The following is a 20,649-nucleotide window of genomic DNA, read 5'->3' on the forward strand; positions in this document are numbered from 1 at the left end:
GTAACATGGGCTCACGAAAACTAAAAAATGGGTGTGCTGCTTGGCAACACTTTCCTAAGTTCTCGATGGGGCAGCAGGAGCGTGTCGCGTGAAGCGTTCAAGATCGGTAGCAGGCGCATTACTTGTGTCCGCCTTCGCCACAGTGTTCATGGCAGGTTGCGCACAAAACCCTGACGTGCGTGACGGCCATGATTATACCTCTGGCACCACCGCGAAAAGCCCACCCGCTTATCTGGGGTGCGTGAAGGGCGAACTTCCAGGGAATGTGAAAACCTACGAGGTCGATGGCGATAACTCGGTAAGACTGTTCATCGAAAGCACCGACCCCAGCAAGGCAGAGGGCCTTGTCGAGCTGCGCAGCACGGGAGGCCACCACCAGTTCACGGCCTATCAACGTGATGCCTGGTACGACCATGGCCGGTTGCTGGATGCCGCGTTGATGTGTTCAAAAGCATGATCAATTGACCCGAGCACAATAAACCCGCCGTCAAGAGCGGGTTTTTTGTGTTTTTGGGCGCTTCGGCAGGGCGTTGCTATTGCCAACGCGCTTTATGCAGGTGCTCCGGCTAACTTCAAGAGGTGGCTGGTAGCGCCGGAAGCGGCTTGAGCAGCACTTGTTTTGCATTTGCATGCCGTGCCCGCGATAATTCACGCATTTGGATGGAGAACAGTGGGTGGAAGCAAGAAGCGTTGTCGCCGAAATGTTCATTGGGATCCCGACGCATTTCTGGGTGTTGCCCGTTGCCGGCCTGGTTGCTTACTTCGGCCTGAAATGGTCCGCCAGATTCAGCAATCGTAGCACTCTGCTGCAAGCCTCGACTTACCTGCTATTGCTGGCCTTGGCGGTGCTGCCCAACGGCTTTTATGCGCTGTTTCCACCCGCGCCCGACCCGGATGTGCTGTTGAATCACACGCCATTGCCCAACTATGCAGGGCGCTTCTACCTGGATGTGTTCTACGTTTTCAGTGGTTGGGCGCTGAGCAAAGTGGCGAAGCTCAAGTTCAGGTGAGTCGCTGCCCGGGAGCCTGATGCGCTGACTGGAACAGTAATTGCTCGCTCCCTTTGAAATCGGCACATGTGGGGGATACGGCAATGCTTCCTGAAGATCTGTACGTCATGCTCCTGTTCGTCGCCAGCGTGCTGGCCCTGGATGTAGCGGCCATCGTATTGTACCGGGGAGCCAAACCCTGACCCCGCGTTTGGGGGTGGGCGCCCTGAAGCGGGTGGATTATCCCGGGCAGCGTACAGTCCAGTTGCGTCGAGTTGATCGGCTGACGCGAAAATGGTCAGTCACCAGGGTGGCTCATCAGCAAGCGCCTTCAATGCCGTCGATTTTTGCAGCGACAGAGCGCAGCTCGTCCGCAACCACATCGATGGATCTGATGTGCGCTGTGACATCGATCTCGCTCTGCGAAGTACCTCGCGCCTCCATGAACCTGGCGTGGCCACTCATGGCCTGGCTGAGCTTTTCCAGATGATCGGCTGTTCTGACCAGATCTGACTTGATGCTGTGAAGCGTTTCCATGGTGCTAAAGGCCTTCCTTGTCTATTGCTTCAACGGTCCCATGAGCATCGCCTCAGGGCAGGGTGAAACGCAACAGATTTGTGGAAGGCGCATCCTTGCCCGAGCTCCGAAAAGTTTGTGCGATCCTTGCAGTGGCGCCGGAGGTTTCAGTTTTTTTCCTGCACCTGCAGTACTGAACCCTTGTCGTCGGTCACCAGCAATCCGCTGGCGTGGGTGCCGTCTGATTGCTGCTCGGCAAGTGGTACATCCGACGAGCGAAAAATGCTACGGCCCTGCTCACCTGTTTTAAGGGTGACGAGTTTGCCATTCTGATAGAAGAAGTGCGTGTTGTTGGCGTTCTTTTGCATGGTAGGTAATTCCTCGCCGAGTCGCGTTGTGATGCCCCAATGGCAGCCTCACTTTCTCAACGTTTAGCCGCCCATGCTACTGGCAGAAATATCAGGTGCTCTCCATTGAGCCCGCTCAGGCTTCGTCCAGCAACCGCCCGGGGCTGAAGAAAAACGAGGCCACCACCACCGCCGTGATCACGCCTGTAGCATCTGCAAGAAACAGCAGCAAAGCACTGGTATCAGCGTGCGCCAGGTGTTTGCCCAGCGCAAAGTCCACACCGTGCGGGCATGCGGCGATCATGAGCAGCATGGCGGCCAGCAGGCCAGAAAGGAGCTTCATGTAGGCCCTGCCGAATGCCAGGCCATAAGCCCAAAACACGAAAATACAGAGCACGGCGAGGCCGGTGGAGGTTGCATATTGGGCGAGTAGTTCCAGCCACCAGAGCATGGGGGTCTCCTGAGCAAAGCCGGCCGGTGATGCCGTGTCCTGATGCTAATCAGAAGCAGGGCAGAATGAATTCGTTCCCTTGGTTCACAAGATTAAATGCCGCTACCGGGTTCTAATTAATCAGCCGCAGTGTCGTTTTGCTGTCGCTGATGCGTTGTTGCTGTGTCAAATACGCGAAATCCTGCAGCAAGACCTTGGTTGATTAGAATCTCGGCGCAACCCTCGTTAGAATGCAGCGTATCCCTGACGGCCAATTGCAAATGCCTACTTTTCGTATCTTTATCGCCTCTGCGTTAGTTGCCAGCCTTGCCGGCTGCGCAACGCCCGGCAAACCCACTGCCAGCAAGCTGACCAAAAAAACGCCGCAGCAGTACGCCGCCTGTGTCCTGCCCAAATGGCAGATTTTGGCCCCTCAGGCCACACAGAAGTCGATAGCCCACGGTTACCGGCTGACGGCATCCAGTGCGGTGGCAAGTGACGATGTGCTGGACGTGGTCGACTCTCGCGAAGGCAGCCGCGCGACCTTCTACAAGGGCAGCTTCCTGTCTGGCGACAAATTGCGCCAGGCTGCCAAGGAATGCCTGGACTGAATCAGTAGCCCGAGCCGCTTGAGCCGCCCATGCTGGGCAGGCGGGCTTTATGCTGGGCATTGCTCCATTCGGCGCAGGTCATGAAGGCGGTCTTGTCTACCTTGTCGTTGCCGTCGAAGCTGACGCTGTAGGGTTGCCGTTTGCCGGCCTTGGTCAGCGTGTAGTCGAAGCAGGTGCCAGGCACTACGGTGCGGTCGGACTCGGCATCGGGTTTACCGCCTATTTGCATGACCTGGTCTTTACTCATCCCGGTATCGACCTTGGCCACCTGTGGCTGGTCGTGGTACTGCGCAGAACTGGATGAGCAGGCAGCAAGCGTGGCGAAGGCGAAAAGCAGTGCGTGAAGGGGAGTGTTCATGGCAGTGCTCCGGTAGAGGACGCCGATGAAGGCAGGTGACTGGGGCCGCGTCGCGCCCCTATCGGGACACAAGGCCGCTCCTACAGATGGATTGCGGTACGCCACAGCATCAATCCGCCCGGCTTTTCATCATACGCCTGTATGTCTCGCGCATCCGCTTTTACAAAGTCAGCGGGCTTGCAGCGGGGCTTGTGCTGTCTGGCGTTCAGCGCTCACGCATGAAGAAACCGGCAACGAACTTACGGAAAGTTTCCAGGCTCTTGAAGTCGGCGTAGCGCTTGAAGTTTTCGGTGTCCGGCTCTGGCCCGATGGGCTGTTCCAGTAGCGACACTGACAATACCCGGTCCTGGTCGGAGGTCATCACCAGTTCATCCATCACCTGGCCGCCGATCACCGGCCGGCGCATCTGCACCTTGACGCCCTTGCTGGCCATCCAGTCGATCAGCGATACCAGGGCCTTGAGCGGTTCGCGCTCTTCATCGCGGTACACAGGGAACAGATGCGCGCGTGACAGCACCGGCACGCTGGCCACATGGATCAGCTCATAGAAATGGCTACCGGCGCTGGTCGGCGAGTAGATCATCAGCGCCAGCAACGGCCCGGTTGTGCGGCTACCGCCCCAGTACAGGTGGTGCCCCTGGAAGTCGAAGCCGTCTTCGCTGCGGTTGTTGAACAGCTTGCGCCCTTTGATCTGGTCGACGCAGTCCAGCATCAGCCCGTGGCGGCGATGGTTGCCGAACACCGAGGCTTCACGCAGGCGGGACTTGAGCATCATCATGTGCTTCATGTCCAGCCGGGTTTCCAGGTAGTTGCTGGCAGGCACCCGTTCCAGCAGCGGATAGCGGCTGGCCACGCTGCGCAATTCGGCAAACTGCGTGGTCAGGTCCTTTTTCAGGTGGGTGGCGTAAAGGTTGAGGCCACTGGTTTCGATCCAGGTCAGGAGCAGCGACAGCAGGCGCTGTTGTTCGCGCCGGTCGTTACCGTCGCTTGCGGCATTGGCGGTACCGGCGCGAAAGTCACCAATCAGGCGCAACGGCGTATCGGGCGGCAGCCAGGCGGCAGGTGGCGCGGGGTCGTCTTCGCGCTCGGCGGCCTCCCGCTCGTCCTTGGTGAACGGGCAGCCAGGCGCGTGCTCGGCGGTGCCCGGGTTGTTCTTGAGAAACAAGGTGCCGGTGTTCCCGTTAAGGGTGACATTGAGCACCGGCAAGGCGTCGTTCCGGCAGTCGCAGGCCAGCCACTGGTTGGCGTTGCGTACCGTCATCAGTAGCTGGTTGGCCTGCAGCAGGCGTGGGCCGACGAGGCTGCCGGTAGCAAAGCCGACCAGCAGATCCTCTTCGGCAGGGGTCAGGCTGCGCACCTGCGCAGCGGTTTTGTCGATGATTCGCATGAAGCAGCTCCAGGCTACGAGCCTCAAGCTTCAAGCAAAGTCGCGCCGCTTTCAACTTGCCGCTGGGTTGTCGCCAAACATCTTCGCTGCGCGGGCACGAATTTCGTCAGGGCTCAGGTCCTCCTTGTGGGTAGAGACGAACCAGATATTGCCGAACGGGTCTTTCAGGGTGCCGCTACGGTCGCCGTAGAATTGGTCGGTCAAGGGGTGCAACTGGGTGCCTCCGGCCGCCAGGGCCTGGGCGTAGACTTTGTCGCAGTCCTCGACATACAGGTGCAGGCCCACGCCTGCGCCACTGAGCTTCTGGCTGGCGGTAAGCCCGCCTTCCATGTCGCAGGGGTCGCCCAGCATCAGCGACGAATCACCGATCCTCAGTTCGGCATGGCCCACACGGCCACCTGGGGCATCGAGGCGGAACATCTCGACCGCACCAAAGGCCTGCTTGTAGAACTCGATGGCTTTGGCGGCGTCGTTGATGGCCAGGTAGGGGGTAATGCTGTGCTGGCCTTCAGGGATGGGTTTGACTGCCATGTTCGACTCTCCTTTGCGATGGGCGCCGGAGGGCGCCCTGATGCTTAGAGTCGTTTGCGCAGATGGAAAATCGACAACGGCGCTAGATCGATTTTCTATAAGCGCGGCCGTCAGAAGATGTAGTCGGTGGTCAGGAAGCTCGATTGGCGGTTACGGATGATTTCGCTGATCAGTTCCTTGTTGGCCTCCTGGAAGCGGGTGGCGACCAGGGTGCGGATAGAGAAGACACGCAAGGCGTCATGCACCGACAGGGTGCCTTCGGCGCTGTTCTTGCGGCCGTTGAACGGGTAGGTGTCGGGGCCGCGCTGGCATTGTGCGTTGATGTTGATGCGCCCGACCTGGTTGGCGAAAATATCGACCAGGCTGCCGATGGTTGCCGGGTCGTTGCCGAACAGGCTCAGTTGCTGGCCGTAATCGGAGTCCAGCACGTAGTCGATGACGGTTTGCAGGTCGCGGTAGGGCACCACGGGTACCAGGGGGCCGAACTGCTCCTCGTGATACACGCGCATTTCGTGGCTCACCGGGTACAGCAAGGCCGGGTAGAAGAACGACCCGCGGCTTTGCCCGCCACCTTCGTTAAGCACGCGTGCGCCCTTGGCTGTGGCATCGGCGACCAGGCCGTCGAGGTAGTCGACCTTGCCGGGCTCCGGCAATGGCGTCAGCGCGACGCCCGGTTCCCAGGGCATACCGGGCTTGAGCGCGGCCAGTTTGCGCTGGAACTTGTCGAGGAAGGCCTCGATCACGTCCTCGTGAACGAACAGAATCTTCAGCGCCGTGCAGCGCTGGCCGTTGAACGACAGCGCGCCGGTAACCGCTTCTTCGACGGCATTGTCGAGGTCGACCTGCGGCAGCACGATGCCCGGGTTCTTGGCATCCAGGCCCAACGCGGCGCGCAGGCGGTGGGGGCGTGGGTGCAGCTTTTTAAGGTCGCTGGCGGCCTTGTGTGTGCCGATGAAGGCAAACACATCAACCTTGCCGCTGGCCATCAGCGCGCTCACCGTTTCCCGGCCGCGGCCATAGATCACGTTGATCACCCCCGGCGGGAAGCTGTCGCGGAAGGCTTCGAGCAACGGGCGGATCAGCAGCACACCGAACTTGGCCGGCTTGAACACCACAGTGTTGCCCATGATCAGCGCCGGGATCAGCGTGGTGAAGGTTTCGTTCAGCGGGTAATTGTAGGGGCCCATGCACAATGCCACGCCCAGTGGTGCACGGCGGATCTGGCCGAGGGTGCCTTGTTCCAGCTCGAAGCGGCTGGAGCGGCGGTCGAGGTCCTTGAGGGCGTTGATGGTGTCGACGATGTAGTCGCAGGTGCGGTCGAATTCTTTTTCCGAATCCTTGAGGTTCTTGCCGATCTCCCACATCAGCAGCTTGACCACGGCCTGGCGCTGCTCGCGCATGCGTGCCAGGAAAGTTTCGACATGCTGGATACGTTCGGCCACACGCATGTTCGGCCAGGCACCGCGGCCCTTGTCGTAGGCCTGCACGGCGGCGTCGAGCGCGGTAAGGGCGGTGTCGGCATCGAGCAGCGGGGCGCTGCCCAGTACCACCTGGCGTTCATCGGCGCCTTCCTTGAGCCATACCGGGCTGCGCACCGTGGCCAAGGGGCCGTCCCAGCGCCTGAGCTCGCCGTTCACCAGATAGTCGCGTTGTTCCAGAGGGGCTCCCAGGCGCCAGGTTTCGGGGATGTTCTCGGCGCTGGGGAAGAGTGAATCGAGCAGACGGTCCATAGGTACTGCACCTCACATTGCGGGGCTGGTTTCAAGCCGGGTGAATCGCTTCAGCTTCGAGCATGCACCGGCCGCCGGAAAAACACCAGTCTGGACCAAACTGGCCGCCAGTGCCTGCCGCTGGCCTGGCAGGCACCGCGTACACGATCAAAGTGGCAGATTGAAGAGGTTGTATGGCGGGTGCGTGAGCCACTCCTGGCGCAGTACAGGGTCTGTGTCGATCAATGCCAGTCTTCGCCAGAATTCCCGGCGGGCCTGGTTGGGGTGGGACAGGAACGGCTCGCGGTCGAGCAATGGCCGAAGGTCACGGCGAAATTGCAGTGGCAAGCGTTGCCACAATGCAGCATCTGCCGGGCCTGCGTTTTCGAAGAACGTCAGGTAGTCACTTTCGCACACCAACAGATCCACTCCGTGGGCCGTGTTATAGGCCTCGATCTGTGCCAGCGCAGTTGGGCCCAGCCAATCGCTTTCAAGGCTCAGGGTTTCAGCTACCGGCTGTGGAACGTTGAAGGCAGCAGGCAATACCTGGAACTGGTTGGACGAAAGATCCAGTACCAAAGGCTCGCTGACAAGGTCCAGGCCTCGAGGCAGCTCGGTGAGCGCACAACCACTCAGGAACAGGGTCTTGAGCTCGGTAAGCCAGCGCAGGTCTGGTGCTCGAAGGAGCGGGTTGTCGGTAAGGTCAAGCATGCCAAGTTGGCTGAATTGGTTGAGCGTAAGCTGGGCGTGGCCATCCCAGGTGATGCGATTGCTGTCCAGGTCCAGCCACTGCAGTTGCTCAGGCCTTGCCACGCGGGGCAGGCGCGAGAAACGGCATTTGATGAGCAGTAGGCGCTTGAGGTTGGGGAAACGCTCGTAAAATTCAGCCGGGAGGTGGCTGAGCAGTCGGTTGTTGCTGAGTGAGACGTGCTCGATGTGGGTGAAGTCGTCGGGCAGTGCGAGGCTGGCCAGGTCCTCGTTGCGCAGGTCGAGGCTGGACAGGTCGAGGCTGAAGAGGCGCCCACTGCGTCCGTAGGGCAGCCAGGAAAGTCGGCGCCAGGCGTTGATGATCGGGCGGATTGCGCGATGCCGCTGGTGTGGGATTGATGGGTCAGGCGTTGCCCATTGCTGCAAGTCTCGCCGCAGGGCGTGCAGGCGCTCTTGCAGGTCCCGCAGCCGCTCGGTCGCAGAGTGCATGACATATGGGTTGTGCTCCTCCTGCTCGTCGCCCAGCCAGTCGGCGTATTCTGCATCGGTCGCATCGGGAAAGATGCGGCGGTAGGCCGCCGCTAGCGAGCCGGCCTCACGCGCAGGAGCGGGCAGCGGCGCCAGGGGGCGGCCGCCGCGCAGCAAGCCCTGGGGTTTGCGCTGCAGGGCGTGCATTCCCCAGAGCCGCTGCGCCAGCACTGGCCGGTGTTCATCAGCCCACGCCAACACCCGCTGGCGCAGTACGCTGCCGTCACTTTGCGCAATGCCGAGCGCTTCGCGCTGCACACGTGGCAGCGACTGCTCCAGGGCGCGGCACAGGTCCGGATCCCGCTGCACGGGTGTCGGGCGCTCTCCAAGGTCGGCCTCATAACCTTCGGCGGATTTGATCACCCGGCGCACGGTGCTGGCCTGTTCACTGCCGACATGGTCCAGCACTGGGCCTTGCGGGCTGCCGGCACGCAGCTCCAGGCGCAGCTCTGCAGGCCATTCGGGCATGGCATCGAGCGCACTGAACAGCAGGCGCTCACTGTCGGCGTTACACCACGCAGGTTGCAGCACGTCCTCCAGGGCACGTACCAGCGGCAGTTCACTGTGAACGTGTTCGATCTGCTCCCCAAGCGCTGCGGGCAACTGACCGTGCTCTTGCCAGGCGAGTGATTCGGCATTGTCCAGTGTTGCAAGCAATCGCCTGGCCAGTGCCGGAGACAAGCGAGGGTACGCTGTAAGCAGCTGCTGGGCTGCAGGGGCGATGGGCGTGCTGCCGTTGTACAGCTGGTCGAACAGTTGCGGCGTTGCGTTCAGCCCCATGGCGCGTACTTCGGCCTGCGCCGCCATGCGTTGCAGGGTGTCGAGCAACAGCGGCGGGGTTGGCTGGCCTTGCAGGTGCACCTGGCGCAGGCGCTCGGCGTCGATGCCGCAGATGCGCCCGGCCTGTTCCAGCTGCAGGGGGGCGAACGCTGCGAACGGCTCACCCAGACGGCGCGCGAGTGTTTCAAACGGCCATTGTGAGGGGTGCTCATGCTGGCCGCGCCAGGCGCCTTGCCCGTTGTGTTCCAGCGGTGGTTGCCAGGCATCCTGCACGTCCGGGTGGGTGATGCGCCACTGCTGCAGCGTGTTGTCATAGTGTTGCTGGTAGAGATGGCCTTCCATGCGGATGAACTGCCGCCCCTCGTGCAGGTACTGGCCTTGTGCATTGGCCTGCAGGCTCTCTGGCAGCTCCATGCGGCTACGGTATGGCGCCAGGTCCTGGTTCCAGAGCCTGTAGCCCCCGTTGCTCCCTGGCACTTCTTGCAGGCTCTCCATCAGCGGGCTACTGAACAGTCTGGGGACTGCGTGGCCTGCCATGACAAAACCGCCAATCAGAGCCAGGTTCAGGCCTACCGCTTCCAGGTGGCGCAGGGCAAGGTGGCGGTCACCTTCCTGCCAGGCCTCGTAGCCCTCAAAGACTTCGCCCAGCAGTTGGCAGGCCGTGAGGCCCAACATCAAGGGGCCTGCGCCCGGTATGAAGAACCCGGCGACGTTGAGCACATCCCAGCCAAGGCTCTCCCATTCAGCCAGGCGCCTGGCCCGTGCACTGGCATCGGCCTGCGCTGTCGGTACCGCCACCAGGCTGGCCTCATGCTTGAGGCGGGCCAGGTGCAAGTCCTGAAAGTAACGGAAAGGCTCTGCCGTGATGGCCTGGCGCGTCAGGCGCAAGTCCGCCTTTGCTTCGCGCTGCCACGTGCGGTCCTCGGCGGTGTTGCCTGAGGCATCGAGGTTTTGTTGCAACAGGTCGAGAAAGTGCGCGCGCTCGTCCTGCATGATGTACGCGGCAAATGCCTGGCGGGCATCGGGCTCCAGCAGCAGGGTTGCCAGTGCATCGTGCACCGCTTCAAGGTCATTGCATTGACGCAGGGCTGGATCATGCCCTGGCAAGTACAGGGCCAAAGCTGCATGGCCTGCATCGATCAGCATGGCTTCCTGCAGGGTGATACCGAACAGTGCAAGCTGCCAGCAATTCACGTTGCTGCCCTGCAGCAGTTGGTGTACTTGATCGTGCGTGTTGCCGTTGATGTGGTGGCGCAGATAGGCGAGGTCGGCCGCCAGGCGTAGACGGGCTTTTTGCACCTTGATGGCCTGCTCACGGACAGTTGGCTGGGCGAAGTGCTGTTCCAGGTGGGCCTGGTAGGCGCCACCCAGGTCCAACTCACGGCAGCGTGTGGCGAACGTTGCGGGGGAGAGAGGGAGCGGCTCGACCTGGAAGCGCTCCGAGGTGAGTGGAAAATACGCCACAGGCGCCTGCATGCCGATTACCGCGGAGCCTTGTACTTGAATGCGGGTGACTTGAATATTGCCGCTCAGGGCAATGGCACTCTGAGAGGTAAACGCCTCGTCATCGGCAAAGTTCTGCAGCGCAGCCTGTAACAGGTTGTCGCTACGATGGCTGTAGATATAGCGCAGGCCGTTCCAGTGCCACGTGCGTTCAACACGTAGCAGTCGTATGTTGTGAACGCAAGCGTGAAAGCCTTGTTCGGCAAGAACATGTTGCAGTAAAGGCTCGGCGAACTCAGTGATCTGCTTGAGGCCCCTGAGTGAGCGGGCCAAGGCTGCTTGTGAGCGCGCCAGGTGTACCTGGCTGGCGCGTACCGCCTGGCGCAGGTCAGGGGCGGCATTGGCGAACCAGGCCTGCTCGTGCCAGGGGCTGACCTGGCTTTGCTGCAACGCGGCCCACTGATTGGGCGTTGCCTGGCGGGCCCAGTGCGGCATCTGGGCCTCAAGCAGGGCTTGATGAGGATTGTTCCCAGGCATGTTGATGCCTCCTTTTATGCAAAGAAGGCATCAAACGCTAATTATCAATAGCCAAGTGGTACTGAAGTACCGTGTGAGTGGCACGCTTATAGCAAACTTCTAGCTGGAGCGGCTTTTCACGCAGGAAATTTGACGCCAGGAACTTTGATCTAAAGTCAGCTAGGAGCCGCTTGCCAAAGCGTTTGCAGGCATCTTAAATTGTTACTGGATGTGATAAGCAAGTTTCAGGGCACACTATAAAAATCAAAGCGTTAAGTGTTTTTGCTGATTTTTTCTCTTTTTCAGATAGACCATAGAGCACCTCAAAGGACGTCGAAGAAGAAATGAAAGAGACCTTGACGGCTGTGGCGCGAAAGCTCCTGTCACCCTCGATGCGCTATGAAATGAGGCTGCTGGCCAGCAAAGCTCGGGAAATGGCGGCGCGTGCCTGTTTCTGGCGTTGGGAAGTAGCCAGATTTCGGCTACAGCAGGAGAGCCCTTACGAAATTCTCTATATCGGCCGCAAGCAACAGCGGGAAATGGCCAAGCTGCTGATTGGTGGCAAGGGCCAGGGCAGCGCTTCGATTGTGGACAGTGCAAGTGCCACGGCGGCTGCCAGCCATGTCGTGGTCATCAGCGAAATGCCCTCGTCGGGGGCGCTGTCAGTGCCGCACTACCTGAGCGCCGTAGTGCCGCTGGGCCGTTCGCTGGAGGACATCACGGCGCGCTACGACAGCGAACTGCGGCGCAGCATCCGCAAGAATCGCCCGCTGTACCAGATGCGCCAGGCCCTCTCGGACGACGAGATCGCCATGGCAGACCTTGAGCTGCTACGCCCCTATGCCACCGCCAGGCAGGGTATCCATGCTGCGCAGTTCCCCACGGAAGAAGTGTTCCGCATTGCCAAAAGCGTCGGCCGGCTCGACCTGATCACGTTGGGTGATGAAGTGATCGGCTGCCACTTGGGTTGCGAAGTGGTACGCGGCGGCAAACGTTACTGGAGCACGTTGCGTTTCGGCTACTGCGAGGCGGTATTCAGTGACGCCAAGAGGCTGCGGGAGGTGAATTCGATCACCACCTTCATGGCGCTTGAATGGGCATTGGAGCAGGGCTTCGATTATTACGACATCGGTTTGTGCCTCGCGCGCCCGGACGACGGCCTGCTGAAATGGAAGCGCCGTCGCGGCGGGGACATCGACTCGTTGGGCAACCATGCCTATCTGTTTATCCGTTTGCCCAAGACCGGTACGGCGAAGTTCTTGTGGGATACGCCGATGTTCGCAGTGGAGGGCGACAAACTCACGCTCCATTTGGGGTTGCCCGATGGCCCAAGCGATGAGGAGGTTGCCAGCCGCTACCACGAAATGGTGTTTGGGGGCCTGCACAAGATTTACCTCTATGGTGGCAACGGTGCGGGTGAACCGTTCGTGGAAACCCTGCGCAGCCGTTACGCCAGCTTGCAGTCACCGCCCACCATGGAAAGAGTCACGTGTAACTGAGTGGCTGCCAGGGATGCATTGATCTGGCGCTTTACGCCAGGGTTCAGATTTCGTCATAAGGGGAGGACGCTTCATGGGAAGCGACATCTCGCAGTTCAGTGCATCGTCCGCAGCGAAGCAGCGCACCTGGACCTTGGCCGCCTATCGGTACATGGCGCGCAAACGGCTGGGCAAGAACACGGCTATCGACCTCAAGAGCATCGCCTCCAAGAGTTGGGACATTGCCCCAGGCGAAACCACGGTGTCGCCGCCGGCTATTTTCCTGCCTGGTCAGTTGGAGCGGGTTACGGGCTGGGAGGGCAAGCGTTTTTACCCCTACGTGCACCCCGCTCGCACCATGGAGGGCGGCATCAGCACGCTGCAAGGGCCAACCCGTGGCTACCTGATCAAGAATGTGTGGCTGGTCGATGGCGCGTTGTACAAGGGCAAGGCCAGCCACTGGCTGTCGATGAAGCCAAGCACCTTTCCGACCATTATCGTGGACAACGAAATAGACCGTGGAGCCATTTATTGCACGCAAAACGGCAATTCGTGGTTCGGCACCTGGCTGATGGAAGATTGCCCGACCTATGCGCTGGCCTGTAACGAAGGTATACCGGTAACCACCGCGCCATCGGCCAGGTACCCGCTGTTTACCCAGGGGCCGGCCTATGAAGACTGGCTGGGCATGAAGCCGCTGCGCCTGCGCAGTGCGTTTTTCCGTGAGCTGGTGCTGTTCGATGACCAGGGCAATAACCGCAGCCGTCATGCCCGTTACCAGGCCATGGGGGACAAACTGCTGTCGCACGTGCCGCATGCCCCTCATCCTGGCGTATTCCTGCTGCGTGGTGGTGACGGCGACTTGCGCTTGTTGCGCAATGAGCTGGAGCTCGCCGAGCACCTGCGTGTCACCCGCGGTTTCCGTGTGGTCAACCCGCTCAAGTCCGATGTGCCAAGTATTGTTGCAGCCTGCGCAGGCGCAAAGGTGGTCATTGGCGTGGAGGGTAGCCAATTGGTGCATGGGGTGAATGTACTGCAGCCCGGCGGTAGCCTGTTGACGTTGCAGCCGCCTGACCGGTTTGTCAGCTACTACAAATACCTGACCGATCGCGACCATCAGCATTTCGGCTTTGTGGTCGGGATACAGGAGGGCGATGGTTTCCGGATCGATATCGGTGAGGTGGAGCGGACGCTGGACCTGTTTCCACGGTAAATGTGTAGTATCGGTGCATGTCGGCGGTGAGTGGGCAAGGGGATGATCGAGGTTTCGCGGTTCTGGCGTGACCCTGCACTGCCCTTTGTCGAAGCGCGGCGGGTAGGGGACGGGCGGCAGGTGTGCTACGCCGCGCACTCCCATGAGAGCTTTTCAATCGGTGTGATCACCGGTGGGCGAAGCACCTACATGAACGGTGACCTGCGCATGCAGGTAGGGGCCGGTACCACAGTACTGATGAACCCGGGCGTTGTGCATACCTGTAACCCCATCGACGGTGAGCCCTGGTCTTACCTCATGCTCTTCGTCGACTTGCCCTGGTTACAGGTGCAAGGCTTCGAATTGCCGACGCAGACATGGAGTGCCTCGCCTGCGTTGTACCAACGGTTATTGCAGGGCTTTGCTGACCTGTTCGATGTGGGCGTGCCTGATCGGGAAGATCGCTTGGCAGCCCTGTTCGGTACATTGCCTGGCTTTCTCGGCGCCAACGCCCGTATGAGCGAAGGGGGTAATCCGCGGCTGGGCGCGGCAGCAGCGTTCATACGCGCCCATCGCAGCGACCCGTTGAGCCTGGAAGATATCTGCACAGCGTGTGGGCTGTCGCGCGCCTACCTGATACGTGCCTTCCGCCAACATTACGGGTTGACACCACATGGCTACCTGCTCGACCAGCGCGTTCAGCTGGCCAGGGCGCTGTTGCGTCAGGGGCGGGCGATTGCCGAGGTTGCGCAGGAGGCCGGTTTTGCCGACCAGGCGCACTTGCAGCGGGCTTTCAAAAAGCATCTGGCTGCGACGCCGGGTCATTACCGCAATGCCACCGGCGTCAGATAACCAGGTAGACAGCACTGCCCACCAGCAACACCGCCAACCCTCGATTGAGCAGGCGCATGTGCCGTGGGTTGCTCAGGTACTGGCGAATCACGCTGCCGGCCCATGCCCAACTGGCCACCGAAATGAAACAGATCGGCCCGTAGATCCAGGTGAACAACCACAGCAAGTGCTGCTCACCGCCGGTGTAAGCACCGACCCCGGCCACTGCGGCCAGCCAGGCCTTGGGATTCAGCCATTGCATGGCCGCGCCGTGCCAGGCCGAGGGGGCGGGTGTTGAGTGCGCGCCAGTCAGCTGGCCATCGTCGCGGGCCAGTTTCCACGCCATGTACAGCAGAAACATCACCCCTCCCCAGTGCAGCAGCAGGCCCAGCACAGGCCAGCGCAGCAGCAGCTGGTGCAGGCCCAGCCCGACCAGCACCAGCAACAGACAGAAGCCCAGCGTGGCGCCGGCCACATGCGCCAGGCTGGCGCGTAAGCCGTGGCTGGCGCCGCTGCTCAGGGCAACGATGTTGACCGGGCCGGGGGAGATCGACGCCGCCAGTGCGAAGGCGGCCATGGACAGGGACAGGCTCATGAGAGGGATCCGGTGGTGGGAAGAAGCCATGATTTTCATCGGTTTGCTGTCGAGAGTATTGAACAAAAGTACCCATAAAATGCAGACCCACACCCGTTACAGGTTTTGTAATAGTTTTGCGCTATAAGAGAAACCTGCTTTGCTTGTAGGATCTTTTTCCCAATTTGCTATCAAGGTTGATATGAGCACCTTCGCGGAGCCCCCGTGTTTTCGGCCAATCTGGCCATCCTCCCCCCGTCCCCGTGACGCCTCCCTCGTGAGCACCCGCTAATGGAATGGCTAGCTGACCCCACGGCCTGGCTAGGCCTGTTGACGCTTATTGTCCTGGAGCTGGTGCTGGGTATCGACAACCTGGTGTTCATTGCCATCCTGGCAGACAAGCTGCCACCGCATCAGCGCGACCGCGCGCGGGTGATTGGCCTGAGCCTGGCATTGATCATGCGGCTGGGCCTGTTGGCCAGTATTTCGTGGATGGTCACCCTCACCGCACCTTTGATCGACGTGTTCGGCAAGAGCTTCTCTGGCCGTGACCTGATCATGCTGTTCGGTGGTGTGTTCCTGCTGTTCAAGGCCACCATGGAGTTGCACGAACGCCTGGAAGGCCATGTGACCCAGGCCAGTGGCACGCTGCGTCATGCGGCATTCTGGCCTATCGTCGCCCAGATCGTGGTGCTGGACGCAGTGTTCTCGCTGGATGCGGTGATCACGGCAGTGGGCATGGTCGATGAGCTGTCGGTGATGATGATCGCGGTGATCTTCTCGATCGGTATCATGATCGTTGCCAGCAAGCCGCTGACCCGCTTCGTCAACGCCCACCCCACGGTGATCATGCTGTGCCTGGGCTTCCTGATGATGATCGGCTTCAGCCTCACCGCCGAGGGCCTGGGCTTCCATATACCGAAAGGCTACCTGTACGCAGCGATCGGTTTCTCGATCCTGATCGAGCTGTTCAACCAGCTGGCCCGTGCCCGCCGCAAGCGCAGTTTGCAGCAGCACCGGCCGCTGCGTGAACGCACCGCGCATGCCGTGCTGCGCCTGCTGGGCGGCCGCCGGGTCGAGGCTGACGAGGTGGGCGAGGAAATTGCCGACCTGGTCGAAGGTGGCGAGGAACAGGTGCTGTTCGACCGCCGTGAGCGGGTAATGATCAGTGGCGTACTGAACCTGGCCGAGCGGCCGATCCGTACGGTGATGACCGCACGTACCGAGGTCGATGTGATTGACCTGGCGCAACCGGCCGAAGCCATTACCCAGGCCTTGGCCAACTCGCCGTACTCGCGCCTGCCGTTGATACGTGATGGCCGCGTCGACGAGCCCCTGGGCTTCGTGCACAAGAAGGAGCTGCTCAAGGAGTTGTTGTCGGGCAACCAGCCGGATCTGGAAGGCATGGCACGGGCGCCGTTGAACCTGCTGGAGAGCTTCAGCATCCTCAACGCCCTGGAACAGATGCGTAGTCAGTCGACCCACATCGCCTTCGTGGTCAATGAGTTTGGTGACTTCACCGGCCTGCTGACCATGACCGACATCCTTGAGTCGATTGCCGGCGAACTGCCGGATGCGAGCGAGGTTGAAGGCCCCGGCATCGTCCAGGAGGGCGAGGGCTTTGTGGTGAGCGGTGCACTGAACCTGACCCAGGTGCAGGCACGTACTGGCTTCAGTGCCCGTGCGACTGACGATTACCAGACCCTGGCAGGCCTGGTGATGAGCCTGCTCGACCGCCTGCCGATGGTGGGTGACCGCCTGGCCTGGAATGGCTGGACGCTGACCGTGGAGGCGGTTGAAGAGCGGCGGGTGCGCCAGGTTCGGCTTATACCGAACGGCGACGCTGACGCAGCAGGTGCTTGAAGCCTTCTAGCACCAGTACCAGCACCGCGGCCCAGATCGGCAGGTAAGTCAGCCACTGATCCGGGCCGATGGTTTCGCCCAGCAGCAGCGCCACCCCCACCAGCAGCACGGGCTCGACGTAGCTGAGCAGGCCGAACAGGCTGAATGGCAACAAGCGACTGGCCAGCACATAGGCGATCAGGGCCGATGCGCTGATGGCCCCAAGGACCGGGATCAGGGCATACAGGCCCGGGTGAGCCTGCAGGTCCTCAGACGAAAGCGGGCCCTGGATCACGAAGTACAGTGCCCATGGCAGCAGCAGGCACATGTCGCACCACAGACCACCCAGGTGGTCGGTGCGGCAACGCCGACGCAGTACGAAGTAGATCGGGTAGCCAATCGTCACCAGCAGGGTTTCCCAGGCAAAACTGCCATTTTGGTACAGCTCGTGGCCTACACCCAGCGCGGCGCAGGCCACGGCTACCTTCTGCAGGCGCGACAGGCGCTCGCCATACACCAGCCGACCGGTCAGGACCATGGTCAGCGGCAGCAGAAAGTAGCCCATCGACACTTCCAGGCTTCGCCCGTGCAGGGGCGCCCACAGGAACAGCCACAACTGCACGCCCATCAGCCACGACGTACCGACCATACCCAGCAACAGCACTGGCGTGCGTTTTACCCGGGCCAGCAGCTCACCTACCCGTTTCCAGTCCTTCGAGACAAGCATGAACAAGGTGAGGCAGGGCAGCGTCAGCAGGGTGCGCCAGCCAAAGATCTCTTCGCCATCGAGTGGCGCGAGCAGCGAGGTATAGAAGTACATCACAGCGAACAGGCAGGACGCCATGACCGATGAAACAATGCCTTTTGACACAAGTGCCTCGAATAGGGGAGTTGAGCGGTTGGATCAGCCGCGCATGATCTCAGGGGGCGGGCCTTGCGGCAACCGTGACGCGCCCGGATGTGCGGCCAGTGCCTCAAGGAACTGCGCCGCCGGCATGGGCCTGGCGAACAGGTAGCCTTGTTGGAAGTCCACGCCATGGCGGGCCAGGTAGTCGCGCTGGGTTTCGCTTTCGACACCTTCGGCAACGATACCGAGGCCCAGTTTGGCTGACAGCTCGATGATGGTTTCGAGAATGTGCAGCGACAGCGCATCACCACCGATCATGGCGACGAAGCTCTGGTCGATTTTCAGGTAGTCGACCTTGAACTGGCGCAGGTAATTGAGGCTGGACTGCCCCGTGCCGAAATCGTCGAGTGCAATCATCACACCCATGGCATGCAGCTTCTCGAACAGTTCCAGGGTCACGGGGGTGGGCTCGATCAGCTTGCGCTCGGTCAGCTCCAGGGTCAGTACCACCCGTCCCGGCGGGAAGTGCTGCAGGAAGGTGCGGCAATCGTCCAGCAGGCGCAAGTCGCGGCAGTGGTCGGCGGTGATGTTGACCCCGATGTGGAAACCGTCCTCCAGCAGCCCGGCATAGGGCGCGAGGCTCTGGGCAGTGTGCATCATCAGCGCCCGGGTCATGGCGACGATCTGCCCGCTGTGCTCGGCATAGGGAATGAACAGGTCAGGGCGAACCAGGCCTTCTCGCGGATGGTTCCAGCGCATCAGCACTTCGGCACCAGCCCAGCGGTAATCGCCCTTGCGCACCACTGGCTGGAAGTACGGCAGAAATTCGTCTGCTTGCAGGGCCCGATCCAGCTCGGCACGGGGCGAGGTGGCGCGGCGAATCTGCCAGCGGCAAACCAGCGCGGCCACGGCACCCAGCACCAGCAGCAGGCTGAGCAGGGCAGGGTAGTGGCTGCGCAGCAACTGGCCTTGCTTGTCGGCGCTATAGCCGCCCTGCACGCTGAACGGGTAACGCGTCGAGCCCAGCAACACGTTGGCACTGGCTGCGGCAGGTGGTACGCCTTTATGTACAACGCCGTCCTTGCCCATCCAGGCGTTGCCCACGCGTATCTGCAGGTCTTCGTCGGGGCCGATCAGGCGCAATGCGGTCAACAAATGGTCGCCATCCACCGTGGTGATTGCGCCGTTGTCGCCGTCGCTGGCGCGGTACACCAGCAGCGGATGCCCTGGGGTGACCGAGTTGCCGTCCATCAGCCACAGTTTGCCGTCGGTGTAGTCGCTGGCATTGACCGGTTCGTCGAATTCACCGAACAGCGAAGTGCAATAAAGGTTGTTGTGCCTGAACAGGTTGGTCGAGCGCACGAAGGCATTGCGGGTAACCTGGGCACGCAGCGCAAGCTGGACCTGGTCGCAAGGGCTGACGGTCAGGGGCAGTAGGGCATTGGCAGCACCGGACAAGTTGTCGAGGATGCGTTCGACGTGCTCCACCGCTTGGCGTGTGGTGGCCTGGCTGTTGGCCTGCATCTCGCGCTCGACCTGCCAGTTCATCACGGCAAGGCCGCACAATACCGGCAGCACGCCGACGACCCAGGGCAGCAGGTTGCGCCAGCCCAGGCTGGCGCGGCGTTTAGCGGTAAGGGGCATGCTGAAGTGATCTGTATGAAGGGTAACGAGAGGATAGCCGCTGGTCGGAACGTGCGGCCAACTAAAACGCGACAAACTTTTTTACGCCATGTAGAATCCATTTACGAATACAACAATAAGGTCCTTCAATTCCGAAGGATCAAGCCCGCCGAGAATGGGTCCATATGACATACCATGGGTTCAAGCTGATCATAGGTGACTTCCTCGCCCGCAGCGTGCGCGGAATCCCGTGCTCCCCCCCGTTTCTGTTCCACATCCCACGCAATCAATAATCTTTCGCTGCAGATGAGGACACGAACATGGCTGATATTTTCGAAAACCCGATGGGCCTGATGGGCTTCGAATTCATCGAACTGGCTTCGCCGACCCCTGGCGTACTCGAGCCGGTCTTCCAGATTCTGGGTTTCACCAAGGTGGCCAGCCACCGCTCCAAGGATGTGCACCTGTACCGCCAAGGTGGCATCAACCTGATTCTGAACAACGAACCCAAGAGCGTCGCCTCCTACTTCGCTGCCGAACACGGCCCGTCGGTGTGCGGCATGGCGTTCCGTGTGCGCAATGCCCATGAGGCCTATGCCCGTGCCCTGGAACTGGGCGCTCAGCCGGTTGAAATCGAAACCGGCCCGATGGAGCTGCGCTTGCCGGCAATCAAAGGCATCGGTGGTGCGCCGCTGTACCTGATCGACCGCTTCGACGAAGGCAGCTCGATCTACGACATCGATTTCAATTTCATCGAGGGTGTGGACCGCAACCCAGTGGGTGCTGGTTTGAAAATCATCGACCACCTTACCCACAACGTGTACCGCGGGCGCATGGCCTACTGGGCTGGCTTCTACGAGAAGCTGTTCAACTTCCGCGAAATCCGCTACTTCGACATCAAGGGTGAATATACTGGCCTGACCTCCAAGGCCATGACCGCTCCCGATGGCATGATCCGCATCCCGCTCAACGAAGAGTCGTCCAAGGGTGCCGGCCAGATCGAAGAGTTCCTGATGCAGTTCAACGGCGAAGGTATCCAGCACGTGGCCTTCCTGACCGACGATCTGCTCAAGACCTGGGACGCCCTGAAAGGCTTCGGCATGCGCTTCATGACTGCGCCGCCGCAAACCTACTACGAAATGCTCGAAGAGCGGCTGCCCGGTCACGGCGAACCGGTCGACCAGTTGCAAGCCCGCGGCATCTTGCTTGATGGTGCCTCGCAGCCCGGCGACAAGCGCCTGCTGCTGCAGATTTTCTCGGAAACCCTGCTTGGCCCGGTGTTCTTCGAGTTTATCCAGCGCAAAGGGGATGATGGCTTTGGCGAAGGTAACTTCAAGGCGTTGTTCGAGTCCATCGAACGTGACCAGGTACGCCGCGGTGTGCTAAGCACCGACTGATGCCCTCTGGGT

The 20,649-nt window shown here is 60.9% G+C and carries 19 protein-coding genes; 8 read left to right on the plus strand and 11 right to left on the minus strand.

Translation table 11 applies throughout. From position 1 onward, the window contains the following. The first annotated feature begins 88 nt into the window (after nucleotides 1-88). A complete protein-coding gene (locus AK81_RS15100; protein WP_043200103.1) occupies nucleotides 89-457 on the plus strand; it encodes a hypothetical protein in 369 nt (122 codons plus the stop codon). A gap of 244 nt (nucleotides 458-701) precedes the next feature. Next, nucleotides 702-1,010: a hypothetical protein gene (locus AK81_RS15105; RefSeq protein WP_043200105.1), complete on the plus strand. Its 309-nt coding sequence runs from the start codon at nucleotides 702-704 to the stop codon at nucleotides 1,008-1,010. Between the two features lie 297 nt (nucleotides 1,011-1,307). On the opposite strand, the gene AK81_RS15110 is transcribed toward AK81_RS15105, so the two are convergent. From AK81_RS15110 to AK81_RS15120, 3 genes are all read right to left on the minus strand, one after another. Further along, nucleotides 1,308-1,526 carry a hypothetical protein gene (locus AK81_RS15110; RefSeq protein WP_043200106.1) on the minus strand — a complete coding sequence of 73 codons (219 nt, stop codon included), beginning with the start codon at nucleotides 1,524-1,526 and terminating at the stop codon, nucleotides 1,308-1,310. A 146-nt stretch (nucleotides 1,527-1,672) separates the two neighbouring features. Next, nucleotides 1,673-1,873 carry a hypothetical protein gene (locus AK81_RS15115; protein ID WP_043200107.1) on the minus strand — a complete coding sequence of 67 codons (201 nt, stop codon included), beginning with the start codon at nucleotides 1,871-1,873 and terminating at the stop codon, nucleotides 1,673-1,675. Nucleotides 1,874-1,988: 115 nt separating this feature from the next. After that, nucleotides 1,989-2,303 carry a hypothetical protein gene (locus AK81_RS15120; protein ID WP_043200109.1) on the minus strand — a complete coding sequence of 105 codons (315 nt, stop codon included), beginning with the start codon at nucleotides 2,301-2,303 and terminating at the stop codon, nucleotides 1,989-1,991. Between the two features lie 230 nt (nucleotides 2,304-2,533). Here AK81_RS15120 and AK81_RS15125 point away from each other — a divergent pair, with 230 nt between their 5' ends. Continuing rightward, a complete protein-coding gene (locus AK81_RS15125) occupies nucleotides 2,534-2,893 on the plus strand; it encodes a hypothetical protein (RefSeq protein WP_043200111.1) in 360 nt (119 codons plus the stop codon). 1 nt (nucleotide 2,894) lies between these two features. On the opposite strand, the gene osmE is transcribed toward AK81_RS15125, so the two are convergent. The 5 genes from osmE to AK81_RS15150 all read right to left on the minus strand — a co-directional run bounded on the left by osmE (nucleotide 2,895) and on the right by AK81_RS15150 (nucleotide 10,874). Then, on the minus strand, nucleotides 2,895-3,251 hold the full coding sequence (gene osmE, locus AK81_RS15130; RefSeq protein WP_043200112.1) for an osmotically-inducible lipoprotein OsmE: 357 nt from the start codon (nucleotides 3,249-3,251) through the stop codon (nucleotides 2,895-2,897). Between the two features lie 205 nt (nucleotides 3,252-3,456). Beyond that, on the minus strand, nucleotides 3,457-4,638 hold the full coding sequence (locus AK81_RS15135) for a hypothetical protein (protein ID WP_043200113.1): 1,182 nt from the start codon (nucleotides 4,636-4,638) through the stop codon (nucleotides 3,457-3,459). A gap of 51 nt (nucleotides 4,639-4,689) precedes the next feature. After that, entirely contained in the window at nucleotides 4,690-5,169 is a 480-nt protein-coding gene (locus AK81_RS15140; RefSeq protein ID WP_043200114.1) for a VOC family protein, read from the minus strand. Between the two features lie 110 nt (nucleotides 5,170-5,279). Next, nucleotides 5,280-6,899 carry an NADP-dependent glyceraldehyde-3-phosphate dehydrogenase gene (locus AK81_RS15145; RefSeq protein ID WP_043200115.1) on the minus strand — a complete coding sequence of 540 codons (1,620 nt, stop codon included), beginning with the start codon at nucleotides 6,897-6,899 and terminating at the stop codon, nucleotides 5,280-5,282. Between the two features lie 147 nt (nucleotides 6,900-7,046). Next, entirely contained in the window at nucleotides 7,047-10,874 is a 3,828-nt protein-coding gene (locus AK81_RS15150; protein WP_043200116.1) for a dermonecrotic toxin domain-containing protein, read from the minus strand. A 323-nt stretch (nucleotides 10,875-11,197) separates the two neighbouring features. Between AK81_RS15150 and AK81_RS15155 the strand changes: the two genes are divergently transcribed. The 3 genes from AK81_RS15155 (at nucleotide 11,198) to AK81_RS15165 (ending at nucleotide 14,375) form a co-directional block, all read left to right on the plus strand. After that, on the plus strand, nucleotides 11,198-12,352 hold the full coding sequence (locus tag AK81_RS15155) for a hypothetical protein (protein ID WP_043200117.1): 1,155 nt from the start codon (nucleotides 11,198-11,200) through the stop codon (nucleotides 12,350-12,352). Nucleotides 12,353-12,425: 73 nt separating this feature from the next. After that, nucleotides 12,426-13,544, plus strand: a complete 1,119-nt coding sequence (locus AK81_RS15160; RefSeq protein ID WP_043200118.1) for a glycosyltransferase 61 family protein — start codon at nucleotides 12,426-12,428, stop codon at nucleotides 13,542-13,544. Between the two features lie 42 nt (nucleotides 13,545-13,586). Then, nucleotides 13,587-14,375, plus strand: a complete 789-nt coding sequence (locus AK81_RS15165) for an AraC family transcriptional regulator (RefSeq protein ID WP_043200120.1) — start codon at nucleotides 13,587-13,589, stop codon at nucleotides 14,373-14,375. On the opposite strand, the gene AK81_RS15170 is transcribed toward AK81_RS15165, so the two are convergent. Continuing rightward, nucleotides 14,368-14,949, minus strand: coding sequence for a LysE family translocator (locus AK81_RS15170; RefSeq protein WP_043200121.1), 582 nt, complete (start codon nucleotides 14,947-14,949; stop codon nucleotides 14,368-14,370). The genes AK81_RS15165 and AK81_RS15170 overlap by 8 nt on opposite strands. 270 nt (nucleotides 14,950-15,219) lie before the next feature. Between AK81_RS15170 and AK81_RS15175 the strand changes: the two genes are divergently transcribed. Continuing rightward, complete coding sequence (locus AK81_RS15175) at nucleotides 15,220-16,791, plus strand: TerC family protein (RefSeq protein WP_043200122.1); 1,572 nt, start codon at nucleotides 15,220-15,222, stop codon at nucleotides 16,789-16,791. Here AK81_RS15175 and rarD read toward each other — a convergent pair. Beyond that, entirely contained in the window at nucleotides 16,754-17,641 is an 888-nt protein-coding gene (rarD, locus tag AK81_RS15180; protein WP_043200124.1) for an EamA family transporter RarD, read from the minus strand. The two genes, AK81_RS15175 and rarD, sit on opposite strands and share 38 nt — an antisense overlap. A gap of 33 nt (nucleotides 17,642-17,674) precedes the next feature. After that, on the minus strand, nucleotides 17,675-19,261 hold the full coding sequence (locus AK81_RS15185; protein WP_043200125.1) for an EAL domain-containing protein: 1,587 nt from the start codon (nucleotides 19,259-19,261) through the stop codon (nucleotides 17,675-17,677). Between the two features lie 299 nt (nucleotides 19,262-19,560). Here AK81_RS15185 and hppD point away from each other — a divergent pair, with 299 nt between their 5' ends. Next, complete coding sequence (hppD, locus tag AK81_RS15190) at nucleotides 19,561-20,637, plus strand: 4-hydroxyphenylpyruvate dioxygenase (RefSeq protein ID WP_043200127.1); 1,077 nt, start codon at nucleotides 19,561-19,563, stop codon at nucleotides 20,635-20,637. Nucleotides 20,638-20,649 lie beyond the last annotated feature (12 nt).

It is taken from the genome of Pseudomonas putida W15Oct28, assembly GCF_000708715.2.
Classification (GTDB): domain Bacteria; phylum Pseudomonadota; class Gammaproteobacteria; order Pseudomonadales; family Pseudomonadaceae; genus Aquipseudomonas; species Aquipseudomonas putida_R.